18 protein-coding genes are annotated in these 18,422 nt (G+C 59.2%); 14 read left to right on the forward strand and 4 right to left on the reverse strand.

Annotation, left to right across the window (positions count from 1 at the left end):
* The first annotated feature begins 2 nt into the window (after positions 1-2).
* Positions 3-911, forward strand: coding sequence for a ubiquinone anaerobic biosynthesis protein UbiV (gene ubiV, locus OF122_RS14130; RefSeq protein WP_264224839.1), 909 nt, complete (start codon positions 3-5; stop codon positions 909-911).
* On the forward strand, positions 898-1,260 hold the full coding sequence (locus tag OF122_RS14135; RefSeq protein ID WP_264224840.1) for a hypothetical protein: 363 nt from the start codon (positions 898-900) through the stop codon (positions 1,258-1,260). The genes ubiV and OF122_RS14135 overlap by 14 nt, the downstream gene beginning before the upstream one ends.
* On the opposite strand, the gene OF122_RS14140 is transcribed toward OF122_RS14135, so the two are convergent.
* Positions 1,257-1,958: a Crp/Fnr family transcriptional regulator gene (locus tag OF122_RS14140; protein WP_264224841.1), complete on the reverse strand. Its 702-nt coding sequence runs from the start codon at positions 1,956-1,958 to the stop codon at positions 1,257-1,259. The two genes, OF122_RS14135 and OF122_RS14140, sit on opposite strands and share 4 nt — an antisense overlap.
* Positions 1,959-2,141: 183 nt before the next feature.
* Here OF122_RS14140 and OF122_RS14145 point away from each other — a divergent pair, with 183 nt between their 5' ends.
* The 9 genes from OF122_RS14145 (at position 2,142) to istB (OF122_RS14185) (ending at position 9,766) form a co-directional block, all read left to right on the forward strand.
* Positions 2,142-2,396, forward strand: coding sequence for a DUF2249 domain-containing protein (locus tag OF122_RS14145; protein ID WP_264224842.1), 255 nt, complete (start codon positions 2,142-2,144; stop codon positions 2,394-2,396).
* Positions 2,397-2,474: 78 nt separating this feature from the next.
* Positions 2,475-3,812: a hypothetical protein gene (locus OF122_RS14150; RefSeq protein WP_264224843.1), complete on the forward strand. Its 1,338-nt coding sequence runs from the start codon at positions 2,475-2,477 to the stop codon at positions 3,810-3,812.
* Positions 3,812-4,123 (forward strand): DUF2249 domain-containing protein, encoded by a 312-nt coding sequence (locus OF122_RS14155; RefSeq protein ID WP_264224844.1) that lies wholly within the window; start codon positions 3,812-3,814, stop codon positions 4,121-4,123. The genes OF122_RS14150 and OF122_RS14155 overlap by 1 nt, the downstream gene beginning before the upstream one ends.
* 49 nt (positions 4,124-4,172) lie before the next feature.
* Positions 4,173-5,326, forward strand: a protein-coding gene (locus tag OF122_RS14160) for an IS3 family transposase (protein ID WP_408636244.1) whose coding sequence is annotated in 2 segments (ribosomal slippage) — positions 4,173-4,449 and positions 4,449-5,326 — 1,155 coding nt in all. Because the reading frame shifts where the segments join, the coding sequence is not laid out codon by codon here.
* Positions 5,327-5,364: 38 nt separating this feature from the next.
* On the forward strand, positions 5,365-5,589 hold the full coding sequence (locus OF122_RS14165) for a DUF2249 domain-containing protein (RefSeq protein ID WP_264227673.1): 225 nt from the start codon (positions 5,365-5,367) through the stop codon (positions 5,587-5,589).
* 7 nt (positions 5,590-5,596) lie between these two features.
* Positions 5,597-6,166: an iron-sulfur cluster assembly protein gene (locus OF122_RS19680; protein WP_319019369.1), complete on the forward strand. Its 570-nt coding sequence runs from the start codon at positions 5,597-5,599 to the stop codon at positions 6,164-6,166.
* Between the two features lie 97 nt (positions 6,167-6,263).
* Positions 6,264-6,551 carry a DUF6455 family protein gene (locus tag OF122_RS19770; RefSeq protein ID WP_408636245.1) on the forward strand — a complete coding sequence of 96 codons (288 nt, stop codon included), beginning with the start codon at positions 6,264-6,266 and terminating at the stop codon, positions 6,549-6,551.
* A 957-nt stretch (positions 6,552-7,508) separates the two neighbouring features.
* Positions 7,509-9,002 (forward strand): IS21 family transposase, encoded by a 1,494-nt coding sequence (istA, locus tag OF122_RS14180; protein WP_264224573.1) that lies wholly within the window; start codon positions 7,509-7,511, stop codon positions 9,000-9,002.
* Positions 8,999-9,766, forward strand: coding sequence for an IS21-like element helper ATPase IstB (gene istB, locus OF122_RS14185; RefSeq protein WP_264224574.1), 768 nt, complete (start codon positions 8,999-9,001; stop codon positions 9,764-9,766). The genes istA (OF122_RS14180) and istB (OF122_RS14185) overlap by 4 nt, the downstream gene beginning before the upstream one ends.
* Positions 9,767-10,139: 373 nt before the next feature.
* Here istB (OF122_RS14185) and OF122_RS14190 read toward each other — a convergent pair whose 3' ends face one another.
* Positions 10,140-12,179, reverse strand: coding sequence for a copper-translocating P-type ATPase (locus OF122_RS14190; protein WP_264224845.1), 2,040 nt, complete (start codon positions 12,177-12,179; stop codon positions 10,140-10,142).
* Between the two features lie 178 nt (positions 12,180-12,357).
* Between OF122_RS14190 and OF122_RS14195 the strand changes: the two genes are divergently transcribed.
* From OF122_RS14195 to istB (OF122_RS14205), 3 genes are all read left to right on the forward strand, one after another.
* Complete coding sequence (locus OF122_RS14195) at positions 12,358-13,152, forward strand: YdcF family protein (RefSeq protein WP_264224846.1); 795 nt, start codon at positions 12,358-12,360, stop codon at positions 13,150-13,152.
* A gap of 183 nt (positions 13,153-13,335) precedes the next feature.
* Positions 13,336-14,862 carry an IS21 family transposase gene (gene istA / locus OF122_RS14200; RefSeq protein WP_264224548.1) on the forward strand — a complete coding sequence of 509 codons (1,527 nt, stop codon included), beginning with the start codon at positions 13,336-13,338 and terminating at the stop codon, positions 14,860-14,862.
* Positions 14,852-15,643: an IS21-like element helper ATPase IstB gene (istB, locus tag OF122_RS14205; RefSeq protein WP_264224549.1), complete on the forward strand. Its 792-nt coding sequence runs from the start codon at positions 14,852-14,854 to the stop codon at positions 15,641-15,643. Before istA (OF122_RS14200) ends, istB (OF122_RS14205) begins: the two co-directional genes overlap by 11 nt.
* Before the next feature lie 70 nt (positions 15,644-15,713).
* Here the strand turns inward: istB (OF122_RS14205) and OF122_RS14210 are convergent, their stop codons facing one another.
* Both OF122_RS14210 and OF122_RS14215 read right to left on the reverse strand, forming a co-directional pair.
* Positions 15,714-16,895, reverse strand: coding sequence for a GNAT family N-acetyltransferase (locus OF122_RS14210; RefSeq protein WP_264224847.1), 1,182 nt, complete (start codon positions 16,893-16,895; stop codon positions 15,714-15,716).
* A gap of 194 nt (positions 16,896-17,089) precedes the next feature.
* A complete protein-coding gene (locus OF122_RS14215) occupies positions 17,090-18,421 on the reverse strand; it encodes an HlyD family type I secretion periplasmic adaptor subunit (protein WP_264224848.1) in 1,332 nt (443 codons plus the stop codon).
* Position 18,422: the final 1 nt, after the last annotated feature.

Genomic DNA, 18,422 nt, shown 5'->3' on the forward strand with positions numbered 1-18,422 from the left:
ATATGTCCGGGAACGGCCAATTGGTCCTTGGGCCAATTCCATATCTTTGGGAGCCAAGCGTTTGGCGTGATTTCTACTTCAGGATCGCCGACGAAGCACCAGTCGATACCGTTGTCGTGGGCGAGGTCGTGTGCTCCAAGCGGCTCCATTTCCACGCCCCGCACGAGGAAGTAGTCGTCAATCGGTTGAAGGACGCCGGCAAGTCAGTCCGGCGTGCCGGATTGGGGCTGACAACGCTCAAGCGCGAACGCCAGCACCAGGCAAAGCTTCTCGAGAACGCAGTCGATCCGATTGAGGCGGCAGATATCTCAACATTGCTAGGGGTTTCAGGCCGCCCGCACATTATCGGCCCGATGATGAACACTTACAGCGCAGCCACGGCAGGCGTCTATGCAGCACGTGGAGCAAAGCTGATCTGTCTTCCCCCTGAGCTGCCCCTTGCATCGATCGAGGAAATCGCCAGGCACGCAGCGGATGTCGAGATCGAAGTGCTGGTGTTCGGTCGTACGCCCCTGGCGATATCAGCCCGTTGCGCTCACGCCCGTGCCAAAGGTCACACCAAGGACGACTGTCGGTTTGTCTGTGGGGAAGATCCCGATGGCATGCCCGTCAGAACTCTGGACGGTCAGGACTTTCTCACCTTGAATGGGGTGCAGACCATGTCACACACCTGTCATCTGGTGACAAGCGAGCTCCCACGGCTCAGGCAGGCCGGCGTGCTGCATTTCCGGCTCTCGCCGCAGAACTGCGACATGGTTGGTGTCACGCGCATTTTCCGGTCGTTGCTGGACGGCGAGACAACCTCAGCGGAAGCAAAGAGCCAACTGGAAGCGGTCTATCCAAACGTCCCGTTTTCGAACGGGTTTCTCTACGGTCGCGAAGGAGCAAAGTGGATCAATGCTGGTGCTTAGCCAAAATATCGATACAGAAGCTTCCAAAGACATCACATCAAGACTACGCAGCATTCTGGCGGACTTGGCACCGCAGTGTGCCTGCCATGACGAGCTGGATGCCGCTCTGGTAAGATTCACGCAAAGCGAACGAACCGACGATCTGAAACGCCGCCTGGCTCAGGCTCGTGATGCACGCGACCTCATCCGAGGACTTGTCGAACTCCTCGCCGAACTTGATGAGATCGATGCCGATGAACCTGACAAGACCGCATTCGACGAACTGGGGCTGCTATTTAAGGATATCGAAACTGCTGCGTTGAGAGGTGCGAGGCTGCTAACGGAGACCTTGCTCGCCCCAAACCCCTAACGCTCCGGCCCGCTTTCCGCCAGATCCAGAAGCCGGTCATGATCGCACACCAGCAGCTTTTGCCGACCGGTCGAAACCAGCCCCCGCTCCTGCCATCCGCTCATGATTCGCGAGACCGTATGCAGTGTCGTACCCGACATTTCCGCCAGATCCTGCTTGGAGATCGGGAAGTCAATTCGGATACCCCCGGACTCCGGCTTACCGGATTGTTCAATCAGCCGCAGCACCGTGTGTGCAACGCGGCGCTCCACTTCCTCCGTCGCCATTTCCCTGAGACGGGCATGTGACTCCTGCAGGCGCTGCCCCACTGTCTGCATTGCGCTGACGGCCAGTGCAGCATCCTTTTCCACGAACCGGTCCCAGTAGGACATTGGCCAAGCCAGAACACTACTGTCGACAACAGCAGTCGCTGTTCCGGGATAGTCGACTCTCTGAAGAGCCCGCGCAATACCGAACAGATCGCCGGGCACCACGATCCTGATGATGACCTGCTGGCCATCTTCAGTGACTTGTGAAACCTTCAGCTTTCCCTGGACGAGCACATAAAATTCCCGCGCCTCGCCGCCTTGCTCAAAGACTGAGCGCCCCGTTGAATAGTTTCGTGCGCTCGCGGCCGAAAGGATTTCGTCAAAAGCCTCTTCGCTGAGCCGTTCGAACAGCGAAAACTGCCGCATCTGCTCGCGGGATAAAAGGCTCATTTCGGTGGACTTCGGATGCATCGGTAGTCGAACGCTAGCTGGAAGGGAAGGACAGCGCAATCGAAAACGCGCCTTGGGCCAATCCGCCGCACGAGCAGTGTTCTGTTTGTTCCCCGACAAAGTCGATCTCTATCGGCTCGCCTATGTTTCGGCTTCGTATACTTTAATCCGGAGAACATAAACATGACGAACGAAGCTGCAGCCGATCGGGAGATCGACGTGAGGACACTGGTGCCGGCCCAACGGCATCAAACGATTTTCGCGGTCATCGATTCGCTGGCACCGGGCGACGGATTTGAGCTGATCAACGATCACGACCCCAAACCCCTAAGATATCAGTTGGAGGCCGAATATCCGGGCTATTGCTCCTGGACCTACCTTCAGCAGGGCCCTGAAGTTTGGCGGGTTCAGATTCGCCGGATCACCGCAGCCGCCTGATCTTTCGGCGCCGGATTAACCGGCGCCCCCCTTTTTACGGTTCGATCCATGCCCGGTTCTACGCTTTCAAGATGGTCAATGGGGTTCTTTGCAACCTCTGTCGCCTTTCTCATCGCCGGCCTGGGTTTACTCACTGCCGGCTACGGTTACCCATTTGCTCCTCTGCGGGCACCCCAAACGCTGGTCGTCGTGCATATGCTGGCTTTGGGATGGCTCAGCATGCTCATGTGGGGCGCCTTGTTCCAGTTCGTTCCTGTCCTAGTGAACGCTCCCCTGCAGGGCGAGAACACGTCACTTGCCGTGCTGGGCTTACTCGTCGTCGGAACTGTGCTGCTTGTGTCCGGCTTTGCGCACATGGCGGGGACCGATTACCTTTCCCCGGTGTTGCTGCCTGCCGGGGCATTTTTGCTCTGCTCCGGGTTTAGCTTGGGAATCTATGGCATCGTTCTCACCATTCTCCGAGCTTCCTCGGTTCCGGTGTCGGCCGGGTTTGTTGTTGGGGGACTCGCCGGCTTGGCAATGACTGCAACTCTGGGCGTAGCGTTCACCCTTGGCCTGTCCGGAATGAGACTGGCCGAACCGGTTGCAAGGATAACCGCCGTCGGTGTTCCGATCCATGCCGCGCTGGGTCTTGTCGGTTGGCTAACTCTGACGGCGGCCGGAGTCAGCTATCGCCTGCTTTCGATGTTCATGCTCGCTCCCGAGGTGAGCCAGCGCCGCCAGAAAAACGTGCTAACTCTTGGGGCAATTGCACTGGCCGCGACAATGGCTGGTGCCCTCGTCCTGTTCGGTGGCGCCGACGCAACTGCACTCTTTTGGTCAGCCGGTGCTCTAACGGTTGCGGCAGTCATTTGCTACGCCGGTGACATGTTCGAAATTTACAGAACCCGCAAAAGACGGATGCTGGAGCTTAACAATCAGGTCGCTGCAGCAGGTCTCGCATCCCTGGCCTTCACCACGCTGTTCGCGATGGTTGCCATTGTCTCCGGCACTCTTGGTGACTGGCTGGGGGCACTGGTGTTCCTGTATGCGATGAGTTGGCTCACGACGCTTGGATTAGGGAAGCTATACAAAATCGTCAGCTTTCTGACTTGGCTAGAAGTGTTCGGCCCGAAACTGGGCATGGGCGAAACTCCGCGCGTCCAGGATCTCGTCCATGAGCATAGGGCCCGTTGGTGGTTTGCAATCTATGTCACCGGAACCTGGATCGCCGGCCTCTCCCTTATTGCTGCTGAACACCGGCTTTTCCGATTGGCGTGCGCCGCGGCCCTGTTAGCGACGATGGCGATCGCCGTCGAGATCTGGCGGATCAGAAAGTTGAAAGACCTGCGCGGGAAGTGGCGGATGCTTGCCGTCGAGAGCCCGCACCTTTTGTCCACCTCCATCAACAGGCAACAGAGGCAAGGAGTGCTATGATGAATGACATTGTTGAACTTGATGTCAGGCCCATCCTGGAAGCGGGCGGCGAGCCGTTCGGCGAGATCATGACTGCCATTGCCGCGCTTGGACCCCATCAGCAATTGCGGCTTCTGGTGAACTTCAAGCCTGTTCCGCTCTTTCAGGTGTTGCAACAGCAGGGCTTCGAGTATGAAGCCATTCAGGATGAAACGGGCGACTGGCATGTGACTTTTAGTCGGTCAAGTACCGATCCGGCTTCGGTCACCGATATAGATTGGTCCGTTCCAGCGACCGTGTTAGTGAGCTACTCCCCGAAAATGGGACGCTGACGTAAGCTACGAATTGTTGTCTGCTGGTCTTCGACGATGGAGATCAGAGATGTCGAAACGAAAGCAGCATTCGCCCGAGTTCAAGGCGAAGGTCGCCCTGGAAGCATTGAAGGGCGAAGAGACGGTATCGGAATTGGCGAGCCGGTTCGGTATCCACCCCACGATGATCCACCAATGGAAGCGGGCGTTACTCGAAGGGGCATCGGGTGTGTTCGAGCGTGGCGGGCGCAAAAAGCCAGAGATTGACGATGAACAGGTCAAGGATCTGCACGCCAAGATCGGAGAGCTGGCCGTCGCCAACGATTTTTTGTCACGAAAGCTCAAGCCCTGGGGCGGGAAGTGAGACGGGGGATGATAGAACCTGATCACCCCGTTCTCTCGATTGGCAAGCAGTGCACGCTGCTGTCGCTCTCGCGTTCCTCGTTCTACTACACGCCGAAAGGCGAGACCGAGATCAACCTCGCGCTAATGCGCAGGATCGATGAGCAATTCCTGGAGACACCCTTCTTCGGAGTCCGGCAGATGACCTGGCACCTGCGCAATGAAGGGCACCTGGTGAACGAGAAGCGCGTGCGGCGGCTGATGCGGCTCATGGGGCTGATGCCAATCTACCAGAAGCCCAATACCTCGAGACCGGCCAAGGGACACAAGGTTTGGCCGTATCTTCTAAAGGGATTGAGGGTGGAACGTCCGAACCAGGCCTGGGCTGCGGACATCACGTATCTTCCGATGCGCCGGGGCTTTCTCTACCTGGTGGCCATCATGGACTGGCACACCCGCAAAGTCTTGGCCTGGCGCATCTCGAACACGCTGGAGGCAGACTTCTGCATCGAAGCATTGAACGAGGCGGTCCACAAGTTCGGCCCACCCGAGGTCATGAACACCGATCAAGGCAGCCAGTTCACGTCCTTTGCCTGGACCGATCGGTTGCGACGAATGGGAGTGCGCATCTCCATGGATGGCAAGGGGCGGTTCCTCGACAATATCTTTGTCGAGCGGCTCTGGCGCACCCTCAAATACGAATGCGTCTATCTGCACGCTTGGGAAACTGGATCACAGGCTCGTGCTGGCGTCCGCGACTGGATGGAATTCTACAATCATCGACGCCCTCATTCCGCCCTTGGCGGTAAACCGCCTGCCGTGATCTATTGGCAGCGCATTGAGCAAAACCAACCCGACCAGCAGGTGCAACGAGTAGCTTAATTTACGCCGAAATCTGTCCAGCGATTGGGGGGTAGCTCATAGATCTTCGCGAGCTGGAACCTCCCGAGCCAATGAAGAGAGTTCTGGAGGTGCTGGAAACGCTCGAGGACGGTGCCGTTCTTCGGGCAGTTCTGCTGCGGGAACCCCTGTTTTTGTTCCCGGAGCTAGCTAAGCGCGGCCATATTTGGAAGGGGTCATCAAACGGGTCGAACAGCTATGTGCTTGAGGTTCGAGCAACTCTCAGGGACAGGTCTCGAACCTGAGCGCCGCATGTTCATCCAAACCGAAGAGCTACCGGATTCCGAGGCCATGCTTTTCTGGCCAGGCACTGAAGTCTGTTCCGATGCTCCCGTTCACTTCCTGCGTTCCCACAGGATCGCCGATCACCGGCTCGCACGAAAGTTGCTAGAAATTCGAGGCGTCTCGTCCGTCACACTGCATACAGATTCTGTCACAGTCGAGAAATCAGGGGCGGCCTGGTCACAGTTGAAACCGGCCATCCTGGCAGCAATTACCGAGCATTTCCGATCGTGCGCATTGCGAAGCGAGGATGAGATTCTTCTGGCTGAAATTGAGGCGGCACTGCGTCAAGTGATCGATCCAGAGCTGGGGCTGAACGTTATGGACCTAGGGCTCATTTATGCCCTGCAGCTGGGTAAAGCTGGCCAGGTTCTGATTACGATGACGACGACAACCATCGGCTGTCCCGCCACCACTTACCTGGTCGATGGCGTTCGCGCCGCAGCAGAATCGGTTGCGGGACGCCACGCGGTAAACGTTGAACTGACTTACGATCCTCGATGGACGCCCGAACTCATACGAGATGGCACGCCATATTGAACTTGTCGCGGCGGCGGCCCTCATGAAGCAGTTTGATCCCGATCAAGGATAATGTTCTGCGCCGCGGATATAATTATCGAATGCAACGGAGGATGAAATGGACTTGAGACACTGGGACAATCGTATTGAATTGATGAAGCGGATGGCAGAAGCTTCTGGTCGAGATTTGTTTCTCGCACTGGCACGCGGAAAACTCAGCGGGCTTCAGTTGCGAAGTAGTGCTTTCCGTTGCATCCGCTGCGATCACAGCGACGCCTGCAGAAAGTTGCTTGAGAGCAGTGAACGGGTGACAGCAGTTCCCCAATTCTGCGCGAACAAGGCTGTGTTTGACGCCTTGCCGCCTCTCCAATCAGAGGTCCGAGACTTCAGGAGTGTTTTACCATGAGCAAGACCAAACGTTCTGACCTCCGCAAACCGCATGTGGCTGGAACATTCGGGCGATGCCGCCCATCCAGCGCTGGCTCCTAACCTGCTGTTTTTCACCTCGGCATTGGAGACACGGCCCGTACGGCGGCGGTTTCCCAGCTGGCGTGCGTCGGGCGCAACGATCTCGTTTTCGGTCGGCGGCGTTCAGCAACAGCAGCGCTGGAGTGGGGCTGGACAGCCGCTGGCCCAGTCATTTCTCATGTCTTGACAGCAAGTTACCATCGGGTTTCGCTAACCAAACGCAGTCGTGACTGGAGTTGCTTGGGGCCACTACACCGCGATAGCGTGCTGGTTGGTCCAAGGCGATCGGGGATGGGAACAATACGGCGTTTTTTAAGGCTGTCATGGCTGAGCTCCTTAAGGTGCCAACAGGGTCGTGGCCTTGGCCTTGGGCAAGAGCATGAGAGAAGCGTTCTGCCGCGTGGCTAGCTGTGGCAGACGAAGCGCTCCGCAGTGGTGTGCGCGTATGCTCACTCTACTGGCTTTTCCGCACAGCCGTACAAACCTAATTTGATCAAAGTTTGCGCCTTCGCAAAGACGGAAGGTCGAGCCGGTGCGAAAACTCGGTCGTCGGCATTTAGGCTCCGAGAGCGTAATGCTCGCGTCCAGATGTTGCTTTTCCCGTGGCAGCTTGCCCTCGCGTTCAGGACGCAGGTCGGTGCATTGAGGCTTATGTGACCGTGCTCGCACTCATAAAGACAGCATTCCCAATCAGGTTTTGCTTCTGCCGCGGAGCCAGGTCCCTGTTGTTGCCTCACCGTGGCCCGGGGAAACAGAGCAGTATCCGGCCAACATGAGAACGGCGGTGCAAAATTAGTCCACGGTAGCGGCTGGATTGTCCTGCTGCGGGCGGCTTAAAAGTCGTCCACCTATTTTCCTTCTGCAATTTGTGCGGGAGGGACGAGGGATCTACACCGTGGACTTATATTTGAAGGTTCGTCTGGCTTGCGATGGCGGCATGAGCCAGCGCGAAGCAGCCAGGCATTTCGGCATCTCGCGCGATACGGTTCGCAAGATGATGGCGTATTCTGTTCCGCCGGGCTATCGGCGGCAGGCGCCGGTGCGACGCCCGAAGCTGGACGCGTTCATCGCGATCATTGATCGGTGGCTTGACGAGGACCGGGCGGTCCCGCGCAAGCAGCGTCATACGGCCAAACGCGTTTTTGATCGCCTTCGTGACGAACATGGGTTTGCCGGCGGCTACACGATCATCAAGGACTACATGCGCGAGCGGGACCGGCGCGGTCAGGAAGTATTTGTGCCGCTGGCCCATCCTGCCGGACATGGACAGGCCGATTTCGGGGAGGCTGTGGTTATCATCGGCGGGGTGGAACAGAAGGCGCACTTTTTCGTGCTCGATCTGCCCCACAGCGACGCCTGCTATGTCCGGGCTTATCCGGCAGCTGTGGCTGAAGCATGGGTGGACGGCCATATCCACGCGTTCGCCTTTCTGGGCGCAGTGCCGCAATCGATCGTCTACGACAACGACCGCTGCCTGGTGGCAAAAATTCTTCCTGACGGCACGCGCAAGCGGGCAACGCTGTTCAGCGGGTTTTTGTCCCACTACCTGATCCGGGACCGTTATGGCCGCCCCGGCAAGGGCAATGACAAGGGCAGTGTTGAAGGACTTGTGGGCTATGCCCGCCGCAACTTCATGGTGCCGATCCCCCGATTTGCAACCTGGGACGCGTTCAACCTGTGGCTCGAGGAGCAGTGCCGCAGGCGCCAGGGCGATCGGCTACGCGGGGAGAGCGAGACGATCGGCGAACGGCTGCAACGCGATCTGGCGGCGATGCGGCCGCTGCCGGCATCGCCCTTCGAGGCCTGCGACCAGGCCAGCGGCCGGGTCTCCTCCCAGGCGCTGGTGCGCTACAGAACCAACGACTATTCCGTCCCTGTTGCCTATGGCCATCAGGACGCCTGGATCCGTGGCTATGTCGATGAGGTGGTGATCGGCTGCGGCGGGGAGACCATCGCCCGTCATCCGCGCAGTTATGGGCGCGAAGACATCGTCTTTGACCCACTGCATTACCTGCCGCTGATCGAGCACAAGATCAATGCGCTCGACCAGGCGGCCCCGCTCCAGGGCTGGGAACTTCCCGAGGCGTTCGCCACACTGCGTCGCCTGATGGAAGCGCGGATGGGCAAGCAGGGCCGGCGCGCCTATGTGCAAGTGTTGCGTCTTCTGGAAAGCTTCGATCTGGCCGACCTGCATGCGGCCATAAAGCAGGCGCTGCACCTGGGCGCCATAAGCTTCGATGCCATCAAGCATCTCGTCCTGTGCCGGGCCGAACGCCGGCCACCCAGGCTCGACCTTGCCATCTACCCCTATCTGCCCAGAGCCAGTGTCGAGACGACCTCGGCCAAGGCCTATATGGGTCTGCTGGACCGCGAGGAGGAACTGGCATGAGCAGCGATGCTCCCGAACTCCTGCTTGCCAGCCACCTCAAAGCGCTCAAGCTGCCGACCTTCCTGCGCGAGCACCACAAGCTTGCCCGCCAATGCGCGCTCGAGGACGTGGATCATGTCCGCTATCTTGCCCGACTTGTCGAACTCGAACTGATCGACCGGGAACGGCGCATGGTCGAGCGTCGCATCAAGGCCGCCCGGTTCCCGGCCGCCAAAAGCCTCGACAGCTTCGAGTTTGCCGCCATCCCCAAGCTCAACAAGATGCTGGTGCTGGAACTGGCGCGCTGCGAATGGATCGAAAGGCGCGAGAATGTTATCGCGCTCGGACCCAGTGGCACGGGCAAGACCCATGTTGCGATCGGTCTTGGCCTGGCAGCCTGCCAGAGGGGATTGTCCGTCGGCTTTACCACCGCAGCCGCCCTGGTCAGCGAGATGATGGAGGCGCGCGACGAACGTCGCCTTCTGCGCTTCCAGAAGCAGATGGCTGGCTACAAGCTGCTCATCATCGACGAACTGGGCTTCGTGCCGCTGTCCAAGACCGGGGCCGAGTTGCTGTTCGAGTTGATCTCGCAGCGTTACGAGCGCGGCTCCACCCTGATCACCAGCAATCTGCCTTTCGACGAATGGACCGAGACCTTCGGGTCCGAGCGCCTCACCGGCGCGCTCCTCGACCGCCTGACCCATCACGTCAGCATCCTCGAGATGAATGGTGACAGCTATCGCCTCGCCCAAAGCCGGGCACGCAAAGCCAGCCGCACGTCCTGAAAAACGCAATGTTGGGGGTATCGAACACCGCTCGGGCTACGCCCTCCCGGCGCTCGATACCCCCAACATCAAGTGGCCTGGTTTTGCGCCGCCCAATGGCCGACTTTTACCCCGCCGTTGACAGATCAGCCTGACTTCGGAGCAACAGGCACAGGGCTGGGATGCTGATCAGAACGAAGCCACCATGGTGTTCGAAATCGGATCCGAACTCCGCGTAGGCTATGGCGGCTACGTCGCCTGTTCTGCTTAAGGGTCGAGGAAGGGCCGGCAAACCAGCGCGCCCTTCCTCGTCTGCCGCGTGCATTGATAGCCGACACCGCTTTCCCTCGGCCGCGCAACCCATCTCCGACGGGCTCGTCCGAGCAAAATCTGTCTATCGCGTCATGTCGAGCCGCCGTAGCAACTGAGCGTTGATCGCAACGATGACCGTGCTGGCAGACATTAGCACCGCCCCCACCGCGGGCGCCAGGACGATACCGGCCCAATAGAGCACCCCGGCAGCGAGCGGGATCGCAACAATATTGTATCCGGCGGCCCACCACAGGTTCTGGATCATCTTGCGATAGGTCGCGCGGCTGAGGGTTACGATGCGGGCGATGTCCCGGGGATCAGAACGCACCAGCACCACATCACCGGCTTCGACAGCCACATCGGTTCCCGCACCTACGGCCACTCCGACATCGGCGGTGACGAGAGCGGGCGCGTCGTTGACGCCATCGCCCACCATGGCAACGCGCTTGCCCCGGGCCTGCAGCTCTTTGATCTTGTCGGACTTCTGATCGGGCAGCACGCCGGAAAAGACTGTATCTATCCCAAGCTCTCGACCCACAGATCGCGCAACGGCCTCTGAGTCCCCCGTCAGGATGACGACCTCGATACCCATCGACTGTAGCTTGGCTACTGCCTCCCTAGACTCCGGGCGTACCTGATCGGCGATCGCAAAAACGGCCAAAACGTTCTCGCCCTCCAAAAGATAGATCGCGGCCTGCCCGTTGTCACCAAAGCGAAGGCTTGCGTTCTCCATGTCATTGTCGAGCTCGACATTGCGTTCCCGCAACAACGCCGGCCCCCCAACGGACAAGCGGCGTGCCTCGACAACAGCCTCGACGCCCTTGCCAGCTGCCGCCTCGAAACTCGACGACCGCGGGAGCGCGAGACCTTTGTCTTCTGCGCTCTTGAGCAATGCCTGTGCGATTGGGTGTTCGGAGTCCCGTTCGACTGCTGCTGCGAGCGACAATACCGTATCCGGATCATTTTCCTTCGCGGCGACAATCTCGACCACCCGGTGGGAACCAAGCGTCAATGTTCCGGTCTTGTCGAATACGACCGTGTCGAGATTTCGCGCTTCCTCAAGACCGCGACGGTCCCGAATGAGCAAACCATTGCGGGCACCCAGGGTGGTTGAAATGGCCGTGACCAGTGGAACGGCGAGCCCTAGGGCGTGAGGACAGGCGATGACGAGCACGGTCACCACCCGGGTAACCGTAAAATCGATCTCGGCACCGAGCAGCGACCATGCGGCAAGGGTCGCGACACCGGCAACGATGGCAACGATAGTGAGCAGAAAGGCGGCCCGGTCGGCCAGCGCCTGGGCGCGCGAGCGGGATGATTGTGCTTGAGAAACCAGCCTCATGATGCCGGCCAAGGCCGTCTCCTGACCTGTTTGAAGCACGCGCACTCGAAGGGAGCCCTGCCCGTTCACGGTGCCGCCGAGCACTTCGGATCCATCTGTCTTGTCGACCAGTTGAGATTCCCCGGTAATCATGGATTCGTTGACAGCGCTTTTGCCCGACATGACGACGCCATCGGCCGGAATCGAGGCCCCTGGTCGCACAAGAACGACGTCATCCGTCCTGAGGCCCGACACGGGCACCTCTTCGGTCCTATCTCCTTCAATTACCCGTACAGCCAAATCGGGCAATAACTTCGCCAGTTCGTTGAGTGCGCCTTGCGCCTGGGAAATCGAGCGCATCTCGATCCAGTGTCCCAGCAGCATGATGGTCACCAATGTGGCCAGCTCCCACCACAGCGGGTGACCGTCGAACCCGAGCAAGACGGCAACGCTGTAGACAAACGCAACGGAGATGGCCAGCGAGATCAGCGTCATCATGCCCGGGAGCCGCGCCTTGAGCTCACCGATTGCACTGTTCAGAAACACCCACCCCCCGTAGATGAAGACAACCGTCCCAAAAAGGGCGGGAATGAATTCGGATCCTGGAAACCGTGGCGCCGTATACCCGAACCATTCCTGGATCATCGGCTCCCAAAACACCGTCGGAACTGTGAGGGCCAGTGAGAGCCAGAATTTGTCACGAAACATTGCCACCGAATGCCCCGCATGCTTGTCGCGTGCCGTGATGTCTTCGGTCTCGGCAGTGTCATGGACATGACGGTGTTGTTGGTGCTGATCCATTCCAATCCCTCTTCGCTCTTGCAACAGCCCTACATGTTTTCAGCCACGAGCACTGATCGCGGGTGAGACAACCTAAGGGTATCGTGCTCCTTCCAATGCTGGGAAGGTCAAGTCCTATTCGCGTCAATCCTTTGTTGATGCCGCCAGTGTTAGGTGGCGAAACCAAGGGAGGTTTCCGGTGTTCTTTGCCGTTTCGCAAATTCTCGACTTCTTTCTCACGCCGTCCAACGTTCTGTTGCTGGCCCTTCTGGCGGCGCTGGCGTTTTGGGTCATGAAGATCCGGAAACTGGCTGCCGCACTCGGGATCGTTTCGATTTTGGGATTGGCCCTTGCGGCTTGGTCACCTCTTGGCCCGTTCGCATTGGGCGTATTGGAAAACAGATTTCCCAGGACTGCACTACCCGACGATGTTGCAGGCGTCATCATGCTCGGTGGTGCTGTCGATACGCACATCTCTTTCGACCGGGACACACTCGTTCTCAATGAAGCCGGCGAGCGCATTGTTGAGACCCGCATGCTCGCAGCGCGCTATCCCGAGGCCCAGATCTTTCTTTCTGGCGGTGGAGGACACCTGTCGAACGATGGTAGCCTCACCGAGTCCGAACTGGCGCGACACGCCTTGATCAGTTCTGGGGTTGCCGCCGAACGCCTCACCATGGAAGAACTATCCCGCAACACGTGCGAGAATGCCCGAGAAACGGCCGCCGCTCTTGCTGGGCGCGCGTCCGGCACCTGGGTTCTTGTGACCTCGGCCAGTCACATGCCACGCGCTGTTGCTTGCTTCAGGACCACGAACCTGACGGTTGTACCCTACCCGGTCGATTACCGGACCAAATCCGCAGGCGGCACCTGGCCTGGAACGGCGTCGAACGGGCTCTCAACAACCGACCTGGCGGCCCACGAATGGGTCGGCCTTTTGAGTTATCGTCTGGCAGCGTTCACTGAAGAGACTTTCCCATCGCCGCGGGATTGAGACTGAGCCTTGCTTGGGTTCAGCATCGACTCACATTTGCGAACCACCTGGCTGCGTATCGTAGGCTTGCTGTTGATTTCCGCTGAGAAGTGACCCGGTTCAGGGAGATTTTTCCACTGAGAAGTGACCCATGTTTGAACGCTATCCTGCTCGTTTTGGGCGGGAGATTTAGGAGTGTTGGACATGGCGTTTTTGAGCGTTATCCGGCGCTGGCATTTCCGGGACGGTTTATCGATCCGGGAGATTGCGCGGCGCACGGGCCTGTCCCGGAATACCATTCGCAAATACCTTCGGACCGATACGGTTGAGCCGAAGTTCCAGGTTCCAGATCGGCCAAGCAAGATCGATGCTTTTGCCGAGAAGCTGTCAGGCTGGCTGAAGGCCGAGAGCCGCAAGCCGCGCAAGCAGCGGCGCACCATCAAGCAGATCCATGCTGATCTGGTGAGCCTCGGTTTCGAAGGCTCTTATGGTCGTGTGGCGGCCTTTGCCCGTCGATGGAAAGAGGAACGCCAGCGCGAGCAGAATGTGAGCGGCAGGGGCGTTTTCGTTCCTCTTGTTTTTGAGCCTGGCGAAGCTTTCCAGTTTGACTGGAGCGAGGATTGGGCACTGATCGGGGGCGAGCGGATCAAGCTCCAGGTCGCCCATACCAAGCTCTGCTACAGCCGGGCCTTTATTGTGCGGGCCTATCTGCTCCAGACCCACGAGATGCTGTTTGATGCCCACAACCATGCCTTCCGAGTTCTGGGCGGCGTCCCGCGCCGGGGCATTTATGACAACATGAGGACGGCCGTGGACAAGGTTGGCCGTGGCAAGGCACGTCAGGTCAATGCCCGGTTCTCGGCCATGGCCAGCCACTTCCTGTTCGAGCCCGAGTTCTGCAATCCCGCTGCCGGTTGGGAAAAGGGTATGGTGGAAAAGAACGTGCTCGATATGCGGCACCGGCTTTTCCAGCCCTTGCCACGTGCAAACTCGCTCGATGAGTTGAACGTCTGGCTCGAGCAGCGCTGTGTGGCTCTATGGGAAGAGATTGCTCATGGCGCGGAACCGGGTTCGGTTGCCAATTCCTGGTGCATCGAGACGCCGTATCTGATGACCGTGCCGCGGGCCTTTGACGGGTTCATCGAACATACCAAACGGGTCTCGCCCACCTGCCTGGTTCACCTCGAGCGCGTTCGCTATAGCGTTCCGGCCTCGTTCGCCAACAGACCGGTCAGCGTCAGGGTCTATCCGGACCGCATTGTCGTTGTCGCTGAAGGCCAGGCGATCTGCGAGCACAAGAGGATTATCGAGCGGCATCATGGGCAGGGTCACACCGTTTATGACTGGCGCCATTATCTGGCGGTGATCCAGCGCAAGCCCGGTGCCCTGCGCAATGGTGCACCCTTTGCCGACATGCCCGATGGATTCCGGCAACTTCAGCGCCACCTTCTGGGCAAACCCGGTGGCGATCGTGAGATGGTCGAGATCCTGGCTCTGGTTCTCCATCACGACGAACAGGCGGTGCTGGCCGCGGTCGAGATGGCGCTGGAGGCCGGGGTGCCCACCAAGACCCATATCCTCAACCTGTTGCACAGGCTGATCGATGGCAAGCCGGGAACGGTGCCGCCAGTCAGGGCACCGCAGGCCCTTGTGCTGGGCAAGGAACCGCAGGCCAATGTCGAGCGCTACGATACCCTGCGCGCGGACAAGGAGGTGCGCCATGCGTCATGATCCGGCAAGCGCGGCCCTGATCATCATGCTCAAGAGCCTCAAGATGGCAGGCATGGCCCAGGCAATCAGCGAACTCACCGAACAGGGATCTCCGGCCTTTGAATCGGCCGTTCCGATCCTCTCACAATTGCTCAAGGCCGAGATGGCTGAAAGAGAGACGCGATCCATTGCCTATCAGCTCAAGGTGGCGCGCTTTCCAACCTACAAGGACTTGGCTGGCTTTGATTTTGCCAGTAGCGAGATCAATGAGGCCCTGGTGCGCCAGCTTCATGCCGGCGCCTTTATCGACAAGGCCGACAACGTGGTGTTGGTGGGCGGGCCGGGAACCGGCAAGACCCACATCGCCACGGCACTGGGCATTCAGGCCATCGAGCATCACCGCAAGCGGGTTCGCTTCTTTTCGACCGTCGAACTGGTCAATGCGCTGGAGCAGGAAAAGGCCCAGGGCAAGGCCGGGCAGATCGCCAACCGGCTCATCCATTCCGATCTGGTGATCCTTGATGAGCTCGGATATTTGCCCTTCAGCGCTTCAGGAGGAGCATTGCTCTTCCATCTGCTGAGCAAGCTCTATGAGCGCACCAGCGTCATCATCACCACCAATCTCAGCTTTGCCGAATGGGCCAGCGTATTCGGCGACGCCAAGATGACGACCGCGCTGCTCGACCGGCTGACCCATCACTGCCATATCCTCGAGACCGGAAACGACAGCTTCCGGTTCAAAAACAGCTCGGCCCAAACCGTCAAAACCAAAAAGGAGAAAACACCCGGCTTGACCACCTGACCAATCCCAAATCATATCCATGAGGCGGGTCAATTCTCGGTGAAAATACCGGGTCACTTCTCAGCAGAAATCAACAGTGCGGCTCAATTTCCAGAACCTGATCATAGCCTCGAGCGGCTTCGGCCGGCTTTTTCTCGCGCCACAACTCGGCCGACCGGCGCAGGACGAATGCAAGGCTGCGTGCGTCCAGGCTTGGGGCGCACGCCTCGCGATCCTTGGGCTCGACAAGCACGGATTTGAGATGAAACTCCTGCGCTCCAAAGGAGTATTTGTACGGTTCATTGCCGCGCAGGAAGTCGTATTTGACCATGCCCTGGGCAATGGCATGGCGGATGGCGTAGCCGTGCATCACAAGTCCGGCGGGCAAATCCTGGAACGCCTCGTCGCGTCCGCCAATTAGAAAGTTGTAACTCCCCTTGCGCTGGTCGACGAGAATGGCGAGGGCGCAAATGGCTCGGTCGCCGTGCCAGAGCACGGGCATGAACAGGGTGCCGGTCATAAAGGCGTGCTTGAGCATACGGCGGTTGGTATCCAGGATTGCGGCCAGCCGCTTGCCCTTTCTCTTTCCCCACCTCTGGGTCCAAAGCTCGATCAGCAAGTCCATGTCGCGTTCGAGCGTCGCCGCATCGGTATGGGTGATGCGATACACGTCCGACCCTTCGACCTGGCGCATGTAGCGCCGGATCTTCTGGCGCGTGTTGGAGCTCACGCGCGTCTGCAGGAAATCGTCCCAGTCGCTGGACAGCAGGGTGAAAGGGCAAATGCCGTTGTCCACACCGTCGGGGTTGACCATGGATATGTCGGAGAACCCGAACTCCTGCGGAGAGAAGCGGTTCATGAACAGTTCGGCCCGCCGCGACGAAGCCGCAAGGCTTAGAAAACGCAGGCTGCCCCAGGTCATCTGCTTGAGCCGTTCAGCCATTGCGGGAATGGCTTGGTCCTCATACTCCGGCCGGCAGATGAACCCGTTATAGTCGGACACGTAGTTGCCCGAGAAGCCAAACTCGGTGCTGAACCCCTCGGAGCCGTGCTGGGTCCGGCATCGCAGGGACGTAAAGGCCACCAACGGCGATTCCGGCCCCTCGGCACGTGCTGCCAGTACCAGACCGGTGTGGCCGGGACCGCCCCGCGTGCCGAACAGCCAGTCATAGGAAAGAAAGAATTGGGCTTCCGGATCGGAATCGTACACAGCGATCCAATCCTCTCGCAATGCCCGGAATGCATCAGCCCCCTCAATGATTTCCACGTGCATCGCCTGATCCTCGCATTCAACTTTCTTGCTTTGGACGCCCGAAACCCGAGCCCGAAAGACCGACTGCGCCCAAAGGCCCGTGCCGGGCGCGGTCAGTCGAAATCATGATCTCATTGGCCCGGAGGAGGTGCCTTCCCCCCTGCCCTTCCCGGCTTCCCTCAAACGTGCTGCCCATTTTTTCCAGGACCCTCATTTCAGTTTTCCCGGAAGGCACGCGTCATGCTGTCGGCTATGGGCTTGCTGAGATATTCAAAGAAGGTGCGCTCGTCTGTTTCGATAAGAATCTCGACCGGCATGCCCGGAGTGGGGGTAAAACCGGTGACCCGCTCAAGCTGTTCAGGCGCGATGGTGACGCGCGCCACATAGATCTCATTGGCGGCGTTGCCATCCTCGATCGCATCGGCCGAAATATAGTCGACCTTGCCCTCGAGTATGGGCGTCGTGCGTTGATTGAGCGCGGAAAGCCGGATGTCGGCCGTCTGCCCGAGTTCGAGTTCATCAATCTGCATGCGGGGGATCTGGGCTTCGATGATCAAAGGCACATCGGACGGCAGGATTTCCATTATCGCGCTGCCGCTCTCAATCACTCCGCCCGAGGTGTGGTAGTGCATGCGCACGACGATGCCGTCGGATGGAGACGTGATCACGGTGCGGGAGAGAACGTTCTGGACGCTGTTCATTTCTTCGCGCAGTGTTTCAAGTTCTGCCGAAACGTCCTGGAGTTCAGCCAATGCAGTTTGCCGTTCGGCAGACACAAGCTGGGTAATCTCGCGGCGATGCTGCTCGATTTGAGCAAGGGTCATTTCCGCCTCTGCCTCCATGCGGGCAATATCGCCGTCGGCATCGGCCAGGGCCCGCTGGAGCGAGTTTACGGACGACAGCGTTGTCAGCTGGCGGGCAAAGAGTTCGTTCTGGACGTCGCGGTCCTGCTCCAGGAGCGTCACCTGGCGCTGGAAAGCGGCCAGTTGCGAAGTGATGCCGGTGTGCTGGAATTCGAGTGCCCTGACGTTTTCGGTCAGCACATCGACCCGGTTCTGGATGGCCAGGCGCGCCGTGTCGAAACTCTCTCTCTGGCCGTCAATGATGGACCGGACTTCAGGGTCGTCGATTTCCTCGAGAACCGAAGCAGGAGGCACATAGGCATCGGCACCGTCGACCTGTCCCTGAAGGCGGGCTCGCATGGCCTCAAGCCGGAGCAGGCGCAAGTGAAGTCCGCGCGCGTTCGAAAGCGCGGTTGTCGGGTCGAGGTGAACAAGGTTCTGGCCCTGCACGACCCGGTCGCCCTCCGTCACCAGGAGTTCGCGGATGATGCCGCCCTCAAGGTGCTGGACAATCTTGTTGGCCCCCGTGGCGACAAACGTTCCCGGCGCGATGACTGCGGAAGCGAGCGGAGCGGTGCCTGCCCACACGCCGAAACCGCCGAACGTGACACCCATCAACAGCAAGCCAAACAGCGTCTGCCTGCCGATCGAGCGGGGGACCTCGGAATACCATTCAGGCGCCTTGCTGACTGAGACTAAGGTCATG

This window comes from Pelagibacterium flavum, from assembly GCF_025854335.1.
GTDB classification, from domain to species: domain Bacteria; phylum Pseudomonadota; class Alphaproteobacteria; order Rhizobiales; family Devosiaceae; genus Pelagibacterium; species Pelagibacterium flavum.